The organism is Bacillus sp. YP1, assembly GCF_000877815.1.
Lineage (GTDB): Bacteria > Bacillota > Bacilli > Bacillales > Bacillaceae > Bacillus > Bacillus subtilis.
Map to the genome: position 1 here is coordinate 1,729,471 of NZ_CP010014.1, position 22,013 is coordinate 1,751,483.

The following is a 22,013-nucleotide window of genomic DNA, read 5'->3' on the forward strand; positions in this document are numbered from 1 at the left end:
CTATAGTTTGTTGACGGCTCCCATGATCTCACTCAATTCATCAAGCGTTAAGTCTTCATCAGTGAAATCAGATGCGCTCCACTCTCGGTTTTCTTTGCCGGTACAATGCTCAATGATGTTTTCCAGAGTCTGTTTAAAATGCCTGGAAAATGTTTGGATTGTTTTTTCCTCAAATTGAACCCTGTTATAGATGATGTGCATGTTCAGGCACCCCGAAGAAACGGCGCCGCTGATATCCAGTGCATAAGGACGCTCCCAGTTCGGGCTGATCTCATTTCCTGGCTTGATGTCAGACACCTCAAAGGCATTTGATTGAATATCCTGATCAAACTGGCCTAAATAATTAAAGCTGATTTCTGGGCTGTTTTTCTGAGAGCCCCATCTTTTGCTGATATATTTCAGCACGCCGTAGCCCGCGCCTTTATGCGGTATACGGTGCAGCATATCTTTTGTCTGTTTAATAAGGTGGCCCAGCCGCTCTTCTTTGTCCTTATGATCGGAATCTCTCATATCAAGCCACACAGGATAAATAGAGGTGAACCAGCCAACAGTTCTGCTAATATCGATGTCCTCAAGATATGATTCCCTTCCGTGGCCCTCCATGCTGATTTTAAATTGGTTATTTCCCGTCCATTTCTGCAAAGCAAGACCTAAAGCTGTCAGAAGGATATCATTCATCTCCGTGCTGTAAGCTTTATGTGCAGCCGTTAGTAGTAATTCTGTGTGATGGCGAGATAGCTCAAAATCAATCACTTCTGTATCTTTGAATGTGTTAGATGCTGCGTCATTGTCTTTTGGAATAGGCTGGATGTGACGGCTCTCGCACTCATCCCAGTACGCTGCTTCGCGCTGCACCTGGCGGCTTTTAGAGTAGTCAACTATTCTTTGTGAATACGTTAAATATGAATCTGTTTTTTGCGGCAGTTTAATAGATTCTCCTGAGACTGCCTGTTTGTAAGCAGCTGAAAAATCCTCGAACAAAATGCGCCAGGAAACCGCATCAACAACTAAGTGATGAATCGTCAGAAATAAATGGTCACCATTCTCGGTTCTAAACAATCCAGCGTGAAGTAAGGGGCCGGTTTCCAAACGAATATGTTCTTGCATCCGGCTGGCTGCTTCCTCAATCGTGTACCGTGCTTCTGTTAGGCTATCCTTTACATCAAACAGTTCAAGTGCATATAGCTCCTCATCTGAAAGATCTATTCCTCTGTTTATCTGCACCTGCCTGCCATCTTCATGCCGGCATACGATTCTCAGTGCATCATGATGAGTCACAAGGCTTTTTAGTACTTTTCTAAGCGCAGCCTCATCAAATCGTTCAGCCCGGTAGATCATAACGGACTGGTTAAAATGATGGCTTTCCAGAGATTGCGAGAAAAACCACTGCTGGATAGGTGTCCAAGTAATCTCGCCTTCGACCGGGCCTTGGTCAATGGCGCGTACGTCTTTTCGAACCCGGGCGGACAGTTCACCAAGAGTCTGATGTTCAAACATCTCGCGTACTGTCGTTTCAAATCCGCGCTGCTTCAGTCTGGCACAAACCTGCAGCGCTTTAATAGAGTCTCCGCCAAGCTCAAAGAAATTGGCGCTTACACCCAGCTCATCTATATTAAGAAGCTCCTCCCAAATTTCAGCCATCACCGTTTCAATCTCATTTCTAGGACTGATATCATCAGCTGTATAAGCGTGTTTTTCAGGCTCTGGCAGGGCTTTCTGATCGAGCTTTCCATTAACAGTCACCGGGATGCTGTCAATTTGTATCATACGGGCAGGCAGCATAAAGTCAGGCAAGGCGTTTTTTAGGTAAGTTCGGATGTCTGATATATTCGCAGCCTGTTGATCTTTTATCACCATATATGCATATATAGCTGTTTGCCCTTGCTCGTCTGCTCTGGTAATGACAGCCGCCTCTTTAATCATTGGATACTGAAGAAGTGCCGCTTGGATTTCGCCTAACTCAATACGGTGCCCTCTGACTTTCACCTGCTCATCAATGCGGCCTAAGTATTCCAGCTCGCCATTTGACAGGCGCTTAGCAAGATCTCCTGTTCGGTATAATCTGTCTCCCGGAAGATAAGGATTGGATACAAAACGGTCAGCGGTCAGCTCATCTCTGTTGAGATATCCCCGTGCCACACCTTCGCCGCCTATATACAGCTCCCCTGGAACTCCGATCGGCTGCAGATTCATATGAGCATCCATCACATAAGCCTGCAGAGTTGAAAGCGGCCGTCCGATATTGCTTTTATTTTTTACAATGTCTGCTGCGGACAATTTTTTGAATGTTACATGGACCGTTGTTTCTGTAATACCGTACATATTAATCAAATCAGTATGAGGATATTTTTTATTCCAGCTTTGAAGCATGCCGGGCTGTAAGGCTTCGCCGCCAAAAATCACGTAGCGGATGTTTAAATGATCTGTATGATTTTGATCTTCAAGCATCAAGCCGTAAAAAGCAGTCGGGGTCTGATTGAGTACAGTGACGCGCTCTTTTTTTAATAATAAACGGAATGCATGGGGGTCACGGGCTGTTTCTTTAGAGACCACGACTAATGTACCTCCGTTCAATAACGCACCGAACATCTCCCATACAGAGAAATCAAAGCAATAAGAATGAAATAACGTCCAGATGTCTTCATGGTTAAATTCAAAAGGCAGGTTTTGATGCTTCAAGAGACTGATCACATTGCGGTGCTCGACAATGACTCCCTTTGGCTGGCCAGTCGTTCCAGATGTGTATATCACGTATGCGGGCTGATCTGTTACTATTTCTTGAATGTTTACATCAGCCGGAAATGAGTCGTTTTCACATTCATCGATATACAAAATATGCCCGGTGTAGTCTGCAGGTTTGTTTTGACCGCGCTCTGTCAGCAGCAGTTTTGCTCCGCTGTCATTAAGCATAAAGCTAATACGCTCCTTGGGATATTCAGGATCAATCGGCAAATAGGCCCCGCCAGCTTTTAAAATCGATAAAACGCCAATGATCATATCAGGTGACCGATCGAGCATCAGACCGACGATATCGCCAGTTCTCACCCCTTGTTTGATCAGCATAGCAGCTGCCCGCTCGGCTTTTTCATTCAGGTCTCGATACGTAAGCTGAGAATGGCCGCACACCACTGCGATATGCTCCGGATATTTAGCGGCTTGCTTTTCAAATAAGCTTACTATGTTTTCATTTCTCGGATAAGCCGCATACTGTCCCATTTTTTCAAGGAGCAACCTACGCTCTGCAGCAGGAAGCAATTGCATGTCCGAAATTCTCATCTCGGTATCCGCCGTTACCCCTTTCACCAATTCAATAAAATAGGATGCCCACTGCGTAATGCTTTCTTCTTCAAAAAGAGCAGTGCTGTATTCAAAACGGCAGCGTATTCCACTCGGATGCTCCTCAGCGTGTAATGTTAAATCGAATTTAGATATATCATGTTTAGGAGTGACAGACGAAATCGACAGACCAGGCACTTCGAACCGGAAATCTTCACTGCTTTGAAGCACAAGCATCGCATCGAACAGCGGGTTGCGATTTACCTCTCGATTTGTAAAGAGCTTATCTGCCAGCTCCTCAAAAGGATAATCCTGATGCTCGTAAGCTGTCAGAGCCAGGTGGCGAATGTCCTGCAAATAGGAGCTGAACGTTTTGTGGCCCTCGGGCTTGCTGCGCATCGCCAATGTATTGACGAACATCCCGATGACGCGCTCCAGATCAGCGTGCGGTCTTCCGGCAGCAGGCGAACCGACAACAATATCCTCTTGCCCGCTTAGCTTAGATAACAAAATAGAATAGACAGCCAGAAGAATCATATACAATGTTGTTCCCGTTTCAGCCATTAAACGGTGCAGCTCATCAGCCGTGTCTTTATCAATGTTGAGTTCAATTGTTCCACCGCTGAAATCAGGGAGACGCGGCCTTGTTTTATCAAGCGGTAATTCTAGTGTAGGAAGACTCCCGCCAAGCTGACCGAGCCAGTAGGCCTCCTGTTTTTTGTATAGCTCTTTCGGGTGCTTCTCTTGCTGCCAAACAGCAAAATCCTTATAATGCAGGTTTAAAGCTGGCAACTCTTTTCCGCAATATAAGTCAGTAAATTCTTGGACAAGAGTGCTCATCGAGACACCGTCGGCAATAATATGGTGCATATCGAGCAGCAAAAAGCCGCGATTATTGCCCATTGTAATGACACATGCTCTAAAAAGCGGACCGGATGATAGATCAAACGGTTTGATAAAGGTCTCGATTGCAGACTCAAGCATTTGTTCTGATTCCATTTCAAGCTCTTTTAGATCAAAAGCTATCTCTGGATAAATGATCTGCACAGGCTCGTCTCTGTCAAGCACAAAAACAGTCCGTAATGCTTCATGCCGATTCACAAGTTCTGTGAGAACGCTTCTCAACCGCTGGCGATTCAGATTTCCGCGTAATTCAAGTACAGCTGGCATGTTGTAGCCTGTGCTGTCATCTGCCAGCTGATGAAGAGCATATAATCGTTTTTGCGAGAAAGACAGCGGATAGACATCTCTTTGATCCGCAGGTTCAATCTGTGTAAAAGCGTGTTCTTTTAAGCTCATCAATTTGACCGCCATGCTTTCAACCGTCGGATATGAAAACACCTCACTGAGCGGCAGCTCGACATTAAGCTTTTTATGTATTCTTGATACCAGTGCGGCCGCTTTTAAGGACTGTCCGCCTAACTGAAAGAAATCATCACGAATGCCGATTTGCTGTTTATTCAGCACATCTTCCCAAATATGTGCGAGATCAGCTTCGATTAAGGTTCGGGGCGCCATATATGTGACACTCGTATTGTTTTCTGGTTCAGGAAGCGCAAACCTGTCAAGCTTGCCGCTGGATGTTAATGGCATCCGGCCGATGTTGATAATACTTGCTGGGATCATATAGGACGGCAATGTCCCGGCAAGATGCTGATACAAATCTGGGAGGCTGTTTCCCTTTTCTGGAACGATATAAGCAACAAGCTCCTTTTCCTCAGCAGAAACATCACGGGCCAGTACCGCGGCTTCTTTTACCCCGGGTGCTTGTCGAAGAACTGTTTCAATCTCTCTCAGTTCAATACGGTAACCCCTAATTTTTACTTGATCATCAAAACGTCCAATATATTCAATCGTTCCATCAGGCAAAAAGCGGCCTGCATCACCTGTTCGGTATAAACGCTCCCCTTCAAGGAATGGATGATCGGAGAATGCTTTCTGTGTCAGCTCTGGCTGTTTGTAGTATCCTCTCGCAAGACCCGCGCCGGAAATACACAGTTCACCCGCCGCGCCGATCGGCTGCATTTGATTTCCGTGCAAAACAAATACTTTTGTGTTTCTGATCGGGTGTCCGATCGTGATCCTCTCTTTTTCATTCAGATGCCGCAATATTGTTGTTGCCACACTGTTTTCTGTGGGCCCGTATTCATTTGCCAGTTCAGCAGAAGGACAAATTATTTGACTCAACTCAAGCAGATCAGGCGTGACCGCTTCACCCGCAAATGTCACAATACGAAGACTTTTTGCATCGTCAGCAGTCATCACTTCCAATAACACCCTGTACAGGGAAGGAACAATGATCATGTGGCTGACCTTATAACGGGCTATTTTTCGCTTAAGGGCCAGCACATCCTTCGCTTCGTCATCTGTTGTCAGCAGTACGCACGCACCGGATAAAAGTGGGGTAAATAAGCTCGTCACACAGCCGTCAAACACGTACGAAAACAAATGGAGGGATATATCCTGTTCGGCCATGCCATACTCTTCCCGTCTCCATTGCAATGTATTGGCAATACCGTGATGATCAACTAAAACCCCTTTAGGGCGCCCCGTCGTTCCCGACGTATAGATCAAGTAGGCTAGATCACCTGGCGGCATATTTGGAGCTTCTGTTTGGTAACTTTCTGTATGTTCTATCGTTATCGTATTTCCTTCATAGGACGGAGGGATCAAGGAAATAAGGTCTTCTTCTATCAGCAATTGAGCCGCTTGACTGTCCTTCAGCAGGAAAGAAAGACGTTCTGCTGGAAAATGTGGATCAAGCGGCATATAAGCGCCGCCTGCTTTCCAAATCCCAAGCAGAGCTGCAGGCATTTCCATTGACCGGCCCATCATTACAGCAACGATATCTCCAGATCCAACGCCTTTTTCTATCAGAGCGTGCGCAATCTGATTGGCTCTTACTTGTAACTGGCGATAGGTCCAGCATTCGTTTCCCATTTTCAATGCAGCAGCTTCAGGTGTTTTGTGAGCTTGTTCCTCGAACAATTGAGGTATTGTTTTGTTCACATAAGGACGCTCAGTTTCGTTAAACGATTGGATAACCTGTTGCTCCTCCGGCGGCACGATATTGATGTCACTGACGGCAACATCGGGATTTGTCAAAATGCAATCCAGTGCTTGCTTTAGATGCCCCTGAATTCTCAGCATCTCCTCCCGCTCGTAAACGTCTGCGTTGTAGCTGAATTTGATATAAAATGATTCTCCCGGAACGATAACGATATTAAAGTCGTAATTGGTTTGTTCCGACATTGAAATGTCACTCAGCTTCAGAGCGCCTTCGTCATTTTCACTCTCCACGCTTAATGCCTGATGAAGCTGTACAGGGTAATTTTCAAAAACAAAAATATGATCGATCAACCCTTGCTTCAATGGACTATGGTTTTGAATCTCATAAAGCGGATAATAGCCATGCTGTTCAGATGATAAAATATCCTCCTGTACGGCTTTGACCAGCGAAGAAAACGTTATGCCTTCCGCAGATCGGATTCGCACTGGAACAGTATTGATAAACAAGCCGACCATTGATTCAATCCCGTCAATCGCTGACGGGCGTCCCGAAATGACGGAGCCAAAAACGGCATCATCTGCAGCATTATATCGATGGAGCAGCACGCCCCAAATACTCATAAACAGCGTGTTTAATGTCACTCCCCAGTTTTGGGCAGCCTCTGTCAGTTTCTCAACCATATCCGACGCTAATGAAAAGCTGACCTGGTCGGCTTTATAATTCCCGTCTGCCGTGCGGCGCTTTATTCGGGGAATAGAAGCAGTATTGCCGTACTCCTTCAAATATTCGCTCCAGTAGGCAGCAGTCTCTTCTTGATCTTGTTCTCCGAGCCATTCAATATAACGGCTGTACGGCACCGTGCTGCCAAGCTGTACAGGTGAGTTATTTTTGAGCGAATCATACATGCTGAAAAACTCTTTAAGAATAATGCCGAGACACCACCCATCCATGATGATATGGTGATGTGTCCAGACACATGTATATTGGCTGTCTCCTCTATCAAAAAGGGCAAGACGCATTAAAGGATCTTTTTGCAAATCAAATCCTTTTTCCCGATCCTTAGTCATAAAAGCATCAATCAGCGTCTGCTGTTCTTGATCAGCCAGGCGAGAAATATCTTCTCTATATACTGTCAATTCCCGGTTTGATAAGACTACCTGCTGCGGACCTGTAAGATCTGGTACTTCTTTAATGAAAATCGTTCTGAAAATATCATATCTAGAAACAAGAAGGTTTAAGCTCTTTTGAAACGAGTCGACGCATAGATTCCCTGTGATCGTAAACGAGGTCTGTTCGATATATGCTTTCGAGCTGAAATCCATTAGTGAATGAAACAGCATTCCTTCCTGCATGTGCGATAACGGATAAATATCTTGAATTTGTGCCGATTGTGCCATCAATTCCACACACCTTTTCAAAAGTTAAAGATCTTTCACGAGATCTTCGATGCTAGATAATGCAGACAACGTTAATTCCTTATTGCTGAAATCGCTCAATGTTTTTTCGCGTGCTTTTTTCTGCGAACAATGCTCAATCGTCTCGATAAGATGCCTGTGAAAACGATCCATAAAGTACTCAATTGAGTGTTTGCTGAACACCTGGGTGTATACCGCTTTTACTTGAAGCCGTCCGTCCGTAATGAGAGCATTGATGTCCAGCTCATACTCTCGTTCTCTCTTACCCGCTATTTCGTGACGGGGCTTGTAATATGATAATTGAAACGTTTCAGCTTCTTTCTCTTCGCTAAATTGACCGAGATAATTAAAGCTGACCTCAGGCTCTTTATGCCGCAGTTCTCCTATGTGTGTTAACAATCCGTATCCAGTTCCTTTGTTCGGTACTCTTCTCAGCATATCTTTTGTCGTCTTAATTCGGTATGCGAGCTGATCCTCGAAAGGCTCGGGAATACCCATGTCTAGCAAAATAGGATAAATGGAGGTAAACCATCCAACGGTCCTTGAAATATCAATGTTTGGCACATGCCCTTCTCTGCCGTGTCCCTCAGTGCTGATCACGATTTGGTCATGCCCTGTCCATTCAGAAAGCGCCATTCCTAAAGCCGTAAGCAAAAGTTCGTTGGCATCAGTACCATAGGCTTGCTGGGTTTCAAACAGCAATTTTTCAGTCCAGTCCCCGGATAGTACAAACGCAGCTGCGTCGCTGTTCATTTGGAGTCTGTCCGGCACATTTTCTATGTCCTTAGGAAGAAAAGCAGTGTGAGCGTCTAAAATCGTTTGCCAATACGGTTTCTCTGAAAGCAATTGTTTACTTTCAGCTATTTGGGTAAGACCATCGGCGTAGGATAAATAAGAATCCGTTTTTGGCGGTAATTGGATTTCTTTCTTTTCTAAAGCCTGTTGATATGCTGCAGCTAAATCTTCAAGCAGAATTCTCCAAGAAACGCCATCTATCACAAGATGATGAAGTGCAATCAGCAAATGATCCCCTTCTGCCGTTTTAAACAAGCCTGCTTGCAGCAAAGGCCCTTTTTCTACATTCATTTTGCTTTGAATGACGGTTTCCTCAGCGGCAAGTTTTTCATCAAGATGAGCCCTTTCCAGCGATGCTTTTGTCCAATCTGAAATATAAAGGCCAAACAGTTCATGATCCTTGTGATTGATTCCGCGATTAAACTGAATGACATGGCCGTTTTGGTCATGTTGGAAAATCATGCGAATGGCATCATGATGCTCGGTTATTTTACGCAGCGCTAGATGAAGCGCGTTAGCATTGAATCCTTTTTCACTGAAAAGCATGACGGACTGGTTGTAATGATAGTGAAAAGCATGTACCTGTCCGAAAAATCTTCGCTGAATCGGGGTGAGTTCAGCTTCACCTTCCGCAGGTCCCTGGTCCGCTTGAGATGCCAATGGTGTGATATGTCCGCATAGTTCCTGAATCGTTGAATAACGGAATAAGTCGCGTATTGTCATGCTCCAGCCTTCAGCGGCCAGACGTGCTGCCACTTGTAATGCTTTAATTGAGTCTCCGCCAAGCTCAAAAAAGGAATCGTGAATGCCGACTCGTGGCATGCTCAGTACATCTTCCCATATATACGCCATCGTTTTTTGTATGTCGTTAACTGGTGCGGTATATGGACGCGATAACACATTATTTGGAGCCGGCAAGGCATTTCTGTCCAGCTTTCCGTTTAGGGTCAGCGGCATGTTTTCTAAAGGAATCAGATGTGCAGGAATCATATACGCTGGCAGCTCCTTTGTTAAAGCAGCACGGAGAGCATTCGTATTGACGTCTGAAGGCACAATATATGCTGCCAAACCAGCCTGTCCATTTTTATCATGCTGAACGGCAACAGCAGCTTCTCTGACAAGCCCTGTTTGAAGCAGAACACTTTCAATTTCTTCTGTTTCAATTCTGTATCCATTTATCTTTACTTGATAATCCATTCGGCCAAGAAGCCGGATCGACCCGTTTGGAAGCCAGCATGCTCGATCACCGGTTCTGTACAGCCTTTCTCCAGAGACAAATGGATTTTCTGTAAATTTCATTTGCGTTAAGTCAGGTTTATGATGATAGCCTTTCGCAACACCTGCCCCGCCGATGCACAGCTCGCCGGCAACACCGATCGGCTGAATTTGATCAGTCTGGCTGAGTACATACATGTGTACATTCGGCAGCGGGCTGCCGATTGGTACGTTATCTCCCGTACACTCTCCACCCATACTAGTTTCATAGAAACTCGAATCAATGGTTGCCTCTGTGACACCATAGCTATTAATGATGCGCATGCTTTGGCCAAAGCGATCTGTCAATGTTTTGAAATCTTGAGCTTTCACCATGTCGGAACCAAGAATCAGTATGTCTAAGTCAGGAAGCTTGAACTGGTTACGGTATACATATTCCATCACCGGGATAATGAGAGCCGGTGTCGACTCCATCACCGTGATTCTCTGAGAGTTCATGATTTTATATATTTCAGCAGGTTCCAGCCGTGTTTCATCTGGGCAAACGATTAGAGTCCCGCCGTTGGTCAATGTTCTCGCCAAATCTCCTGAGAAGACATCGAATGAAAAGCTCGCGATTTGAAGCAGTCTGACAGGCTTCCGATCCAGCTCATAAATTTGACGCCAAGCAAGAGCAGCATGAGTAAAGTTCCGATAGGTGACAATAACGCCTTTAGGCGCACCCGTCGTTCCTGACGTATAAATGATATATACCGGCTCTTCAAGAGCAGGAGATAAGTTAAGGTTGCAGTTACTTTCTTCATAAGAGCCCTCATCGTCAAGGAAGATGTGAGACATCTCAGATTCAGGCGAGTTCGAAATCAAATGCTTCAACTCTCTCTGTAAAAGAAGAATATCTGCCCCGCTATCACGAAGAATGTATTCAATACGAGCTTTTGGATAATGTGAATCGATTGGGATATACACTCCGCCAGCTTTCATCACTGCCAGAACTCCAACAATTGCATCGATGGACCGCTTGGCTAAAACAGCCACAGTTGGCTTCGGTCCTTTTCTGTTTTGCAATGTTCGTGCCAGACGATTGGCTCTTTCATTTAGAAGGCGATAGCTAATCTCTGTTTCGTTATCAATAACAGCTATATGTTCTGGAATTTCTTCAGCTTTCGCTTCAAATATGTGATGAAAAGGAACATCTTTTTGAGCAAATTCAACCTGAGTTTTGTTAAATCCAAAGACTATTTTTTGTTTTTCTTTATCACTAAGTATGTTTATTTGTGCAAGGCTTGTTTCAGGAGTTGAAAGTGCCGCATGCAGAAATTCGATAAAATGATCGGCCCAGCGTTCAATTGTAGCTTTCAGGAATACTTCTGTACTGAATTCCATTTCACAGCAAATAGATCCATTTATTTCCGTAGCTATTAATGTGATATCAAATAAGGAAATGTGATGTGCGAAATTGGCAGGCCGGACTTTTATTTCTCTCAGATCTATGTCTTGTTTTTCCACATTTTGAAGGATAAACATCGCATCAAACACTGGATTCCGGCTCATATCCCGTGTCAATTCAAGCTTATCGACAAGTTCTTCGAACGGGTAATCCTGGTGCTCAAAGGCTTCCAATGCTGTCTCACGCACTTCCTGCAAATACTGTACGAATGGCTTCCCGCCCTCCGGGCGCGTCCGAAGCGCCAGCGTGTTCACAAACATGCCGAGTATCGGCTCAAGATCCTTGTGCGGCCGGCCGGCAATTGGCGAGCCGACGATGATATCTTCCTGTCCGCTTAAGCGTGACAAGAACGCGGTGTAAGCCGCAAGGAGCACCATGTACAGTGTGCTTCCGTTTTCTCGTGCCAGCTTGTGAAGGCCTGATGCAACCTCTGGTTCCAGCGTAAATGAGACCTTGTCACCCGCGAAGCTTCGCACCGGCGGGCGGGCATGATCAGCCGGAAGATCCAGCACAGGCAGCTCGCCCTCGAGCTGCTTCAGCCAGTACGCCTCCTGCGTTTTGTACGCATCTCCTGTTTTAAATCCTTCTTGCCATACGGCATAATCTTTATATTGAATGCGCAGTGCCGGAAGCTTCCGATTATTGTACAGCTCGCCGAATTCCCGAATCAGAATGTTGACGGAAACACCGTCTGAAATGATGTGATGCATATCCACCAGCAACAGGTGCCGCTCATCTGATACCTTTACGATTTGGGCACGGAACAGCGGCGCTTGGCTGAGATCAAACGGTTTGATAAAGGCGGCTGCGGCCTCCTGTTCGGTTCGTTCGCCGAGAACTGTAGTCTGTAACGTAAACGGCACCTCGTCATGGATGCGCTGCACCGGATCGCCTCCTGCGTCCTGTTCGAAGGAGGTTCGAAGCGACTCGTGGCGCTTGATCAGCTCTTTGAAAGCTCTGTCCATCCTTTCAGGGTTGAGCTTCCCTTCGAGCTCTAACACAGCCGGCATATTGTAGCCTGTCCCTCCGTCCTCCAGCTGCTGAAGGACATAAATCCGCTTTTGGGCAGAGGAAACCGGATAGGTTTCCTGTTTTTCAGCGGGCTTAATCGCTTCATATGGACTGTCCGTTCCTTCACGGATAACGGTAGCCAGTCCTTCTACCGTCGGATGGGCAAACACATCTTTTAGCGGCACCTGTACATCGAATTCTTTGGCGATCCGTGAGACAAGCGCCGTTGCTTTTAAGGAATGGCCCCCGCGGTCAAAAAAGTTGTCGTGAATCCCGACAGGGCCATTTTTCAGCACGTCCTCCCACAGCTGAGAAAGCTTCATCTCAGTCACGTTTCTCGGCGCTGTGTAGGTCTCCGCATCTGCCGCTCCGCCAGGAGCTGGCAGGGCGTTTCGGTCGAGCTTTCCGCTTGGTGTAACCGGCCACTGTTCCATTTCTATCATATAGGCTGGGACCATGTAGCCCGGCAACAGGCTCTCAAGCTGCGCTCGGACTTCGTTTCTTTGGAGCCCTTCTACATAAGCGCATAATTCCGGCTCGCCGCTGTCTGTCCGTACGGTAACGGCCGCCTCTCTTACACCTTCTATACTTCTTAGTGCCGCTTCAATTTCTCCCGGCTCAATCCGGTAGCCGCGGATTTTCACCTGATCATCCAACCGTCCCAGGAATTCAATATTCCCGTCAGGGAGCCAGCGCGCCACATCTCCTGTTTTGTACATACGTTCACCCGGGTAAAACGGGTCTTCTAGAAAACGCTCCTCCGTTAATGCCGGCCGATTCAAATAACCTCTGGCAACACCCGCTCCGGCAATGTATAGTTCGCCGGCGACACCGGAAGGCTGTACGGCTAAATGCGGATCTAAAACATACAAACGCGCACCAGGTACGGGCTTCCCAATCGGAATCCGCAAACGGTCTCTGTCCCGTTCTGGATCCAATACGTAAAATGCCGCGTCTACCGTTGCTTCTGTCGGCCCGTAGCCATGGATTAATGATACCTGCGGCAATACAGAAGCAAAACGGGCTGCCGTACGCGGCGCAAGCGGTTCACCTCCGGCGAATACACGCTTTAGGTTTGTCCCGTCACCAAGCGCTAACATTTCTGCTTGATCCAGAAAGCTATTCAGCATAGCCGGAATAAAATGAGCCGTTGTCACTTTTTCCTGAGTAATGGCTTTTACGATCAATGCGGAGTCTTTTTCCCAGCCGGGCGGAAGCAGATACGCCGAAGCACCGGAAAGAGCCCACCAAAACAGCTGCCACACAGACGCATCAAAGGAAAAAGAGGTTTTCACCATGACAATGTCATCTTCTGAAAGCGGAAACTGGTGCTGCATGCCGGTCAGAAAGGAAACAGCCTGACGGTGCTCAACGGCCACTCCTTTCGGCTGCCCGGTAGAGCCCGATGTATAGATGACATAGGCGAGAGAACCGCCGTCAGCAGGAGTAAACAGATGGTTTTCTGCTTTTTCGCTCGCAAGAGATGTCATGTCCACTTCAAGCGTCTCTCCGGAAAAGTTCGGTGCGGAGCATCCCGGCTGTGTCAGCAAGAGCGATGCCCCGCTGTCTTTCAGCATGTAGCTCAGCCGCTCCTTTGGATACGCAGGATCAAGCGGCAAATACGCCCCTCCGGCCTTCAATACAGCAAGGACAGCGATCAGCATGTCAGGTGAGCGTTCAGACAGGATCCCGACGATACTTTCGTTTGTGACGCCGCGTGCCGCAAGGTGCGCAGCCAGCCGGCTGGCGTACATATCAAGCTCAGCGTATGTCAGCGAACCGCCTGAAAAGCGAATGGCCAGCCGCTCCGGTGTGAAAGCTGCCTGTCGCTCAAACAGCCCATGCAGGGTGAAAGCTTTAGGCGAAACAGCTTCCGTCTTGTTAAACTCATACAACAATTTTTGCTTTTCTCTTGTATTCGTCATATCTAATTCTCTTATAAAGCTGTGCGGATGTTGAAGGGCGTTTTCCAGTATGGTAAGCAGATGAAATTGTATTCGTTTAATATCCTCAAGAGAAAACAAGGTATTTTGATAGTCGAAATTTAATTGAATGGTTCCATTGTCTATCCGTTCTTGTATTTGAACTGAAAGCTCGTTCGCGGTGTATCCGCTGAAATAAAGCGCTGTTTCATAGTCAAAATCATCTGCATTATGCCACTGAAGTGGCTGATACTGCATAGATATACCGATAAGGTTGTGTAAATCCTTCTGTTCATTTCTTAATTCATTTACAAGCAAATTATAAGGAAACCGTTGATGACGCATAACAGAAAGCTGTTCCCTGCCTATTGTGCGGACAAAGGAAAGAAAATCTGTGTCAGGATCAACCGTTATTCTGATTGGAAGAGAACTAACGAACATGCCGAGCATTTCTTTTTCAGCCTTTGACCCTCTGTTGCCATAGTAGGTGCCAATGGCAAGATCTTTTTTAGAAGTGATTCGGCTGATGCATATGTAAAATGAAGCCATAAATAAGGAAATGATATTGATCTTGTGTTCTTCGCAGAAGATTCGAATCGTTTGCTCTAGATCAGGTGAAAGAATGATGGTGTCTCTGGATGCAGAAGTGCTCTGTTTTTGTAAGGACGTCTGGTCGGCTAACGAGTGGTATTCCAACGGGTGCTCAAAGGTTTGCGTCCAAAATAAACGGTCCTTTGCAAACCGCGGAGATTGTAGATATTGACTCTCTTTTTCGATGTAACTCAAGTAAGAAGGTTCCGGCTGATCAGGTAAAGGATCTTTCTTTTTCATTTTTTGATAAAGATCTATAATTTGATTTCCCATCACATTTAAAGAGATTCCATCCATTATGATATGATGGAATTTCGCAAATAGCCAAACTTCATGAGAGTCAATTCTAAGGAGGTAAAATTGATAAAGAGGCGAGTTGAACAGTTTAAATGGAATGCTCGCTTGATCCTGAATCCATTGCTCTATTTCTATCATTTCAACATTTGAAAAATCAATTATTCTAAGTGGATAATATTTATATTCAGTAAGGTGCAATCGCGGCTCAAGCTCTTCTCCTTCTAACAGCTGAAATCTAATGGCGTCGTTGCGGGAGATGGAATGATTCAGCGCTCCCTCTAGAGTATCAAGCTCAATATTGCCTTTGAATTTCACACAGGCTGTGAGATTGCAAATGCTGGTATCTGGCTCCAGCAGTTCGGTAAACCACACTCTCCTTTGGGCATGGGTTAAAGAATAAGTATTTTCGCTCAACGGATTCCCTCCAGTTCTCATAATAAGAGGATAAGAAAAAGTAGAAAAAAGCAGAAAAATGTCAATAAAAGAAATTATATGACTATATAATCCATATATGCACTATATTAACGGATATTTTTTAAAGTACAATAAAAAACATTAAATTTTTATAACATTTTTTTGAATATAGTATTATTTCTTTATTTTTCGTTTCTATTTTTATCAAATTTCCGGATATAAAGTGATAAAAGTATTGTTTTACATAAGGTCTTATACACTACTTTTTAATCGAACTAATTTTCTTTTGTGCATCATTCTTCTAATTGTTGGAAGGTTCGACAAAGCGTTATTACAGACATAAAAAAACCTGTTTTCTCTTGGAAAACAGGTCTGCCGCTATTATTGATTTGCCAAAATGACAGCGATTTGATCCCCAATATCTTTTCCATCCTCTTCATCAATCAATCCATTTAGAAGAATAGAGAAAACAAGTTTTTTTCCGCTCTTTGTTTCTGCGTACCCCGATAGAGAGCTTACCGTACTGAGCGATCCGGTTTTTGCTCTTACTTTTCCTTGTGCAGGAGTGTCTTTCATGCGGTTTCTCAGCGTTCCGCCCACCATTCTGTCAGGATTGCCCGCAACAGGTAAAGAATTTAGATAAGCCGAGAACCAACTCTGATCCTGAATGTCATATAACAGCTGTGAAAGTTGATCTGAGGATACAGCATCAATATGTGAGATTCCTGATCCGTCTCTTAAGACGAGTGATTTAGAATCAACACCAAATTCCGGAAGCGTACTGTTTAACACTTCGAGCCCCTTTTCCCAGCTCCCTTCTCCTTTTTTCACTTTCCCCATCTCTTTTACGAGCACTTCGGCATGTCCGTTATTACTTAATTTCATGAACGGCACAAAAAGTTTCGATAAAGGCATTGAGCGATGAGAGAGCAGCACATCTGAAGAACTAGGTGCTTCACCCATCTTGATGTCCCCTTTCACAGTAATACCTTGTTTTTTTAGTGACTGCTTAAATAAATCTAAGGCATATCCGGCAGGCTCCCAGACAGAAATCCATTCCTTTGTCTTGTTTGCGTCAACCGGTACGCTCCCTTCAATTGTAATCGTGTTTGTTCCATGCTCTCTTTCGATTGTGAGGTCTTTCTCTGAACCGGCAGCAGTCGTTTTAGCATCGTTCTTTATCGTTATATAATCGGTTTTCGGAGAGACAGACACGGCAGGCTCTTCCCCTTCTTTTTGATTTGGGGTGACCTCAACAATCACAGTGCCTGCATCATAGTCTTCATTCGGAGACGCTGTTAGAGCGGAGATTGGCGCGCCATAATATGTGTATTCATCGCTCCAAGGCATATCAGGTGATAATCGCATGTCATCATGCCACGTATCATCACCGATCAGATTGCCTTTAATTACTTTTACGCCGGAATGTTTCAATTTCTCAGCCATTTTGTCAAAATCAGATGGTAAAAGTGTCGGATCGCCTTTCCCTTTCAAATAAAGGTTACCATTCAGCTTTTTCCCTTTCAGTGTTCCATCCGTCCGGACCTCGGTTGTAAAAGAATAGTTCTCGCCAAGGACAGAAAGTGCCGCGGCCGCTGTCAAAAGCTTTAGAGAAGAGGCAGGCCTCATTCGGGTTTCTCCTGAATGTTCATATAGAACAGCACCTGTTTCCGCAGAGCGAACGGTGATGCCGGCCATTGCGCCTTCGAGGGCAGGATGATCAGCTAAAATCTTATCGATCTGCCCGGAAAGTGCATCTTGTTTTTCAGCGGCAAGCGCAGCCTGATGCATATAAGGCACCGAAGCAACGACGAAAAGCAGTAAAACAGCAACATAAAGCTTTATGCTTTTTTTCATTAATTTCCCCGCCTCTCTGCGCTTCATCATTGGCTATTGATGATTCAGTTCAATGGTGATACTGCTTTTAGCTGTCGTTTCTTCTCCCGGCTCCAGCACTTGTAAACCAGTGAGTGACGAAGGTAAATCAAGATTCACAGCGTTTGTCACCCATGTGTAAGGTTCAGGGCATAAATACCCTTGTTTTCCGTCCGCATTGTATACAACCCAATGGTTAAAATGTTCATCTGCCTTATAAATAATGCTGATATGTGCATGCTGATGATAAATGACTGCCTGGTTTTCTCCGCCCCTCTTCTGATAGGAAGATAAAAAGACATCATCCAGCTGCTTGTGGCGCAAATCCATTCCTTCATGCAAAGCTTCTTTATTCGGTACATCCATCAGTTTCCCGGTCGGCAGCAGGCGTTCATCCAACTCCCATTGCTGATCTGCTGTCAGGGAGAATAACGAGCTTTCTGCCGGAAACACAAATGTAGTATGATACCCAATTCCCCAAGGAAACGCTTCCTTTCCTTTGTTCATGACCGTCGCATGTTTAAATAGGGTATTCCCCTTGATCGTGTATGTCATCCGAACGACGGCATGATGAGGAAATTGCTTCTGCACATGGGGAAGCTCAGAAAGATCAATTTCTGTTTCAACAGTCACTTCTTCATCAGTTTGCTTCGTGGTCACGACATTCCACTTTTCATGGTAAAGAAACCCATGAAGATGGTTGTGTTTATCCTTCTCGTTGATATCAAAATGATACGTTCTGCCCCGGAAACTGAATGTACCGTCACCTATGCGGTTAGGCGGGAACAGGATTGGAATGCCATACAATGTTGGTGTGTCGTGAAAACTTTCTGCTGTTTCCGGTTCACGCAAAAGCTGGACTTTTGTTTTTTTGTCCACGAGAGAAATGACGTTGCTCCCCCACTCAGGGACAACAATCATTTCTAGATGTTCGTTGCCCGCTTTGATGGCCGGCGTTCCCAAATACGTGATTTTCTCAATAAAGTTTGCCATGTTTACTCAACCTCTCCTTGATTCATTGCTAGTATAAGAATTCAATGTACTGTACCATATTTCCTCCATTTTATATTTTCCCCTATCAAATAAAAAAACACCGTTCAAACTTATGAACGGTGTGATTCGGAGGCTATTGGATGAGACGTGTGATTTGTTTCTTTTTCCAGACGAATTGATAATACCCATAAATCAACAGCAAGCTGACGGCAAACGCAGCTGGATAACCAACCCAGACGCCGAGTATTTCAAGCTTTGTATAGTGAGAAAGGACGAAAGCGACAGGCACCTCTACTCCCCAGATTGCAAAAATACTGATGACGGTCGGCCATAAAACTGTTCCGCTTGCCCGCATCGTTGCAGAAATAATTTGGGCATTTCCAAACAGCAAATAGCTCCACAATGTAATCATCAAAAGACGGTGTGCAATGTAAAGCGTCTCTTGCTCGGTTAAAAATAACGATAAAATCTGATGTGAAAAAACATAGATCAGAATGATCAGTACGCCGCCAATGATATAATTCAGCCAAATCCCCACGCGAATGACCTGCTTTAAGCGGTCAAACTCGTTTGCCCCAATCGATTGCGCAGCGAAAATAGAAACCGCAATACCAAGGCTGACGGCCGGCATCTGTACATAGCTGGCCACCTGGTTGACCACTCCGTATGCAGCTGTTGCATTAGAGCCGTAATGATTGACGAATGAAATAACCGCTATCTCTGATAATGAGACAAGAATCATATTGATGCTTGCTGGGACCCCAAGACGCAGCAGGAGAACTAGCAGTTCCTTATCCATTTTCAAATAACGACGCACTGTTTTATCAAATTGCAGCGGGTGTTTTCGCTTTCGTAAATACACCATTAACACGAGAAAAGTCGCAATCGTGGAAATGACAGTTGCATATGCCGAGCCGTATATGCCCAGTTTCGGAAAACCAAACATGCCAAGGATTAAAACAGGCAAAAGCGCGATGTTGATGACCGTGCTCACAATCAGCGTATAAAACGGTGTCTTAGAATCCCCTGTTCCGCGCAAAAAGGTAGTATATGCAAAATATAAAAACATAAACGGCATAGCATAAAATAAAATACGTGCATAGTTAGCGCTGACATGAATGACATTTTCAGGCGTGCCCATTAAACGAAGGATATCCAGGGTGAAAATACTGCCGATGACGGCTAACACAACGCCTAATAAAAATGTAAACGTGAGCGTCGTCCCGACAACAGCCTTTAGCCGTTCCTCATTTTTCGCTCCGTAAGCTTGTCCGATCAGAATCGAACTACCTGAACCGATCCCAATCGTAAATGAGATTAAAAGAAAAAATAACGGGAAAAAGGATGATACAGCTGCCACTGCATCAACACCAAGCCATCTGCCTACAGCCATCATCCCGACTAGCTGGCCGACTGATTGCAGCACATTGCTCAGCAGAAGCGGCACTAAAAAGAGTGACATCGACCGCCAAACTGATGGTTTGCTTTTCTTTTGAGTTACAAGAGGTTCTTGTGATGTTTCCATATTAAAGGACTCCTTTATTTGAAATCGTTTTTAAACATGCCCTCATTTTTTGACAAAAACAGGATATGTAACATGTTATTATTCATCACTGCACATATGAAACCCTTCCCGATTCTTCTAATTTTACACATCTTTTTAGCTTATAAAGAATAAACTAGCAAGTAATGGCATATTTTTTGTGAGTAAAAGAATAAAAAATAATTTATGCAAAAGTATTGTAATCTATCCGTAATTATTGTAACATTTGTAACATAAGAGAAAGAGATTTTGAAGGAGAGAGCGATAATGAAAAAATGTCTTCTATTTCTAACAACCATTGCACTTATTCTGTCATTAAGCACAAATGCATTTGCGAAAAATACATCAGGCGATTTATCACAAAAACAAGCATTACAGTTGGCATTATCCGCTAGAGAACATTTTTGGAACACCATGAGCGGACACAATCCGAAGGTGAAAAAAGCAGTTTGCCCATCAGGCACATTCGAGTATCAAAATCTTCAATATGTATACATGTGCAGTGATCTAGGCACTAAAGCAAAAGCGGTGAATTATTTAACTCCTATTTTTACAAAAACAGCAATCGAAAAAGGCTTTAAAGATTATCATTTCACTGTTTCAAAAGGAAAACTTGCTGTTCCAATCGGTGACGGAGACAATCTTTTGAATTGGAAAAAATCAACTGCTAAACTGATCTCTAAAAAAGGCAGCACAATCACATACGAATTTACCGTCCCTACATTAGACGGATCCCCTTCTGCAAAACGGAAAGTGACATTTGTGAAAAAAAATAAAAAATGGAAAGTCAATCAATTTGACGCAGTTATATAAGAAAAACGCCCGGGATAAGCGGGCGTTTTTTATTTGGTCTGCATAAAGAAAGACAACAGGCGAAAAGTGCCTGTTGTCTTTTTGTGAATATAACGCTCTAGGAGAGATTCGAACTCCCGACCTGCAGTTTAGGAAACTGCTGCACTATCCGCTGTGCTACTAGAGCTTTTGGTATTTATATAGTAGCTCTGATGATCAATATTTTCAAGCGATTTGTATTAAAGCCCTCCAAAAACCTTATACGCGGCTCTTGTTGTATCTTCATCAATACCAATATACCGCATTGTAATTGATGGTGATGAATGATTCAGTATTCTCTGCAGCTCGGCGATGTCTTTCGTTCGCTGATAAAAATGATAGCCAAACGTTTTCCGGAGTGTATGCGTCCCTATCTCCTCAAGTCCGCACGCCGCAGCGGCCTCTCTTAAAATTCTGTAGGCCTGAATGCGGGAAATCGGCTTCCTGGTCCGCACTGATTTAAAAAGATATTCGTTTTCCTTCATGTCTTTCGTATACTCGTATATTTCCTGTTTCAGCGATTCTAAAATAAGAATCTTTCTTTTCTTTTTCGTTTTGCTTTCAGTCGCCCATAAATGATCTTTATTTTGAACGTCCTTCACTTGCAGCGGCAGAATATCAGAAATGCGGAGCGCGCTGTTGATGCCGAAAATAAACAGAAAATAATCCCGCTTGTTTTTGTTAAGCAAATACTGTTTGACTTCTTGGATTTTCTCTAGACTGCGAATCGGCTGTACAATATGCATCAAAAAACTCCTTAAAAACCGTTATGTAACGTTTTGAGGTCTATGTTACTATTATAGCTGAAAAACGTTGAATGTCAAAGTGCGGCGGCATTTATGTAACATAATATACATAGTGTTACATAAGCTTTTAAAAAAGCTTCTTCCAACCTTCACCCTATAAAATAAGCTTTAAAGCCTCTTATAAAGCTTTTAACCTCTTGGATACTTATCCCCCTACTAATCATCAAAAAACCTCTTAAAACGAAATCTGACACTCCCGATTTTCTGGAGCTTCCGCAAAAATATACAAAAAAAGACACAATTTCAAATTGTGTCCTAATCCTCATCCTTTACATCAATATCTTCCGGGATCGGTTCATTTAATATTTCATGCACCAGTGCTTTGTAATTCTCCAGCTGTTCGAGATGCGTTTTGAACTGTTCCTTATAAATCAAAAATTGCTCCCCGTCATGAACGGCTCTGATTTTCCCTTCGAGCACCAAGCTTTTAATATAATCCTCTGAAAGATTTGTATATTCTGCTGTTTCTTCAATCGTTAAATACATATAGCAGTCCCTTCTTAATCCGTATGCTGATTCTAATATAGCACATGGCTCATATCAATATAATCAATTTTGCACAGAAAAACGGC

Annotated in this window: 8 protein-coding genes and 1 tRNA gene; 1 reads left to right on the forward strand and 8 read right to left on the reverse strand. The window is 44.3% G+C overall.

What is annotated here, in order from left to right; all coding sequences use genetic code 11:
- The 5 genes from ppsB to QF06_RS08260 all read right to left on the reverse strand — a co-directional run bounded on the left by ppsB (position 1) and on the right by QF06_RS08260 (position 19,786).
- Complete coding sequence (gene ppsB / locus QF06_RS08240; protein ID WP_041851063.1) at positions 1-7,683, reverse strand: plipastatin non-ribosomal peptide synthetase PpsB; 7,683 nt, start codon at positions 7,681-7,683, stop codon at positions 1-3.
- A gap of 24 nt (positions 7,684-7,707) precedes the next feature.
- Positions 7,708-15,393 (reverse strand): plipastatin non-ribosomal peptide synthetase PpsA, encoded by a 7,686-nt coding sequence (gene ppsA / locus QF06_RS08245; protein ID WP_043940131.1) that lies wholly within the window; start codon positions 15,391-15,393, stop codon positions 7,708-7,710.
- A 381-nt stretch (positions 15,394-15,774) separates the two neighbouring features.
- The gene (gene dacB, locus QF06_RS08250; RefSeq protein WP_041849899.1) at positions 15,775-17,250 is read right to left on the reverse strand and encodes a D-alanyl-D-alanine carboxypeptidase/D-alanyl-D-alanine endopeptidase; all 1,476 of its coding nucleotides are present in this window, start codon (positions 17,248-17,250) and stop codon (positions 15,775-15,777) included.
- Between the two features lie 33 nt (positions 17,251-17,283).
- Entirely contained in the window at positions 17,284-18,261 is a 978-nt protein-coding gene (galM, locus tag QF06_RS08255; RefSeq protein WP_041849900.1) for an aldose 1-epimerase, read from the reverse strand.
- A 133-nt stretch (positions 18,262-18,394) separates the two neighbouring features.
- Positions 18,395-19,786: an MATE family efflux transporter gene (locus QF06_RS08260; RefSeq protein WP_004399508.1), complete on the reverse strand. Its 1,392-nt coding sequence runs from the start codon at positions 19,784-19,786 to the stop codon at positions 18,395-18,397.
- Positions 19,787-20,071: 285 nt separating this feature from the next.
- On the opposite strand from QF06_RS08260, the gene iseA reads away from it, so the two are divergent.
- Positions 20,072-20,617, forward strand: coding sequence for a DL-endopeptidase inhibitor IseA (gene iseA / locus QF06_RS08265; RefSeq protein ID WP_041849901.1), 546 nt, complete (start codon positions 20,072-20,074; stop codon positions 20,615-20,617).
- Positions 20,618-20,710: 93 nt separating this feature from the next.
- On the opposite strand, the gene QF06_RS08270 is transcribed toward iseA, so the two are convergent.
- The 3 genes from QF06_RS08270 to QF06_RS08280 all read right to left on the reverse strand — a co-directional run bounded on the left by QF06_RS08270 (position 20,711) and on the right by QF06_RS08280 (position 21,927).
- A tRNA-Arg gene (locus QF06_RS08270) sits at positions 20,711-20,783 on the reverse strand.
- 52 nt (positions 20,784-20,835) lie between these two features.
- A complete protein-coding gene (locus tag QF06_RS08275; RefSeq protein ID WP_003231473.1) occupies positions 20,836-21,381 on the reverse strand; it encodes a site-specific integrase in 546 nt (181 codons plus the stop codon).
- Positions 21,382-21,696: 315 nt separating this feature from the next.
- Positions 21,697-21,927, reverse strand: a complete 231-nt coding sequence (locus QF06_RS08280; protein WP_032721965.1) for an excisionase family DNA-binding protein — start codon at positions 21,925-21,927, stop codon at positions 21,697-21,699.
- Between the last annotated feature and the right edge of the window lie 86 nt (positions 21,928-22,013).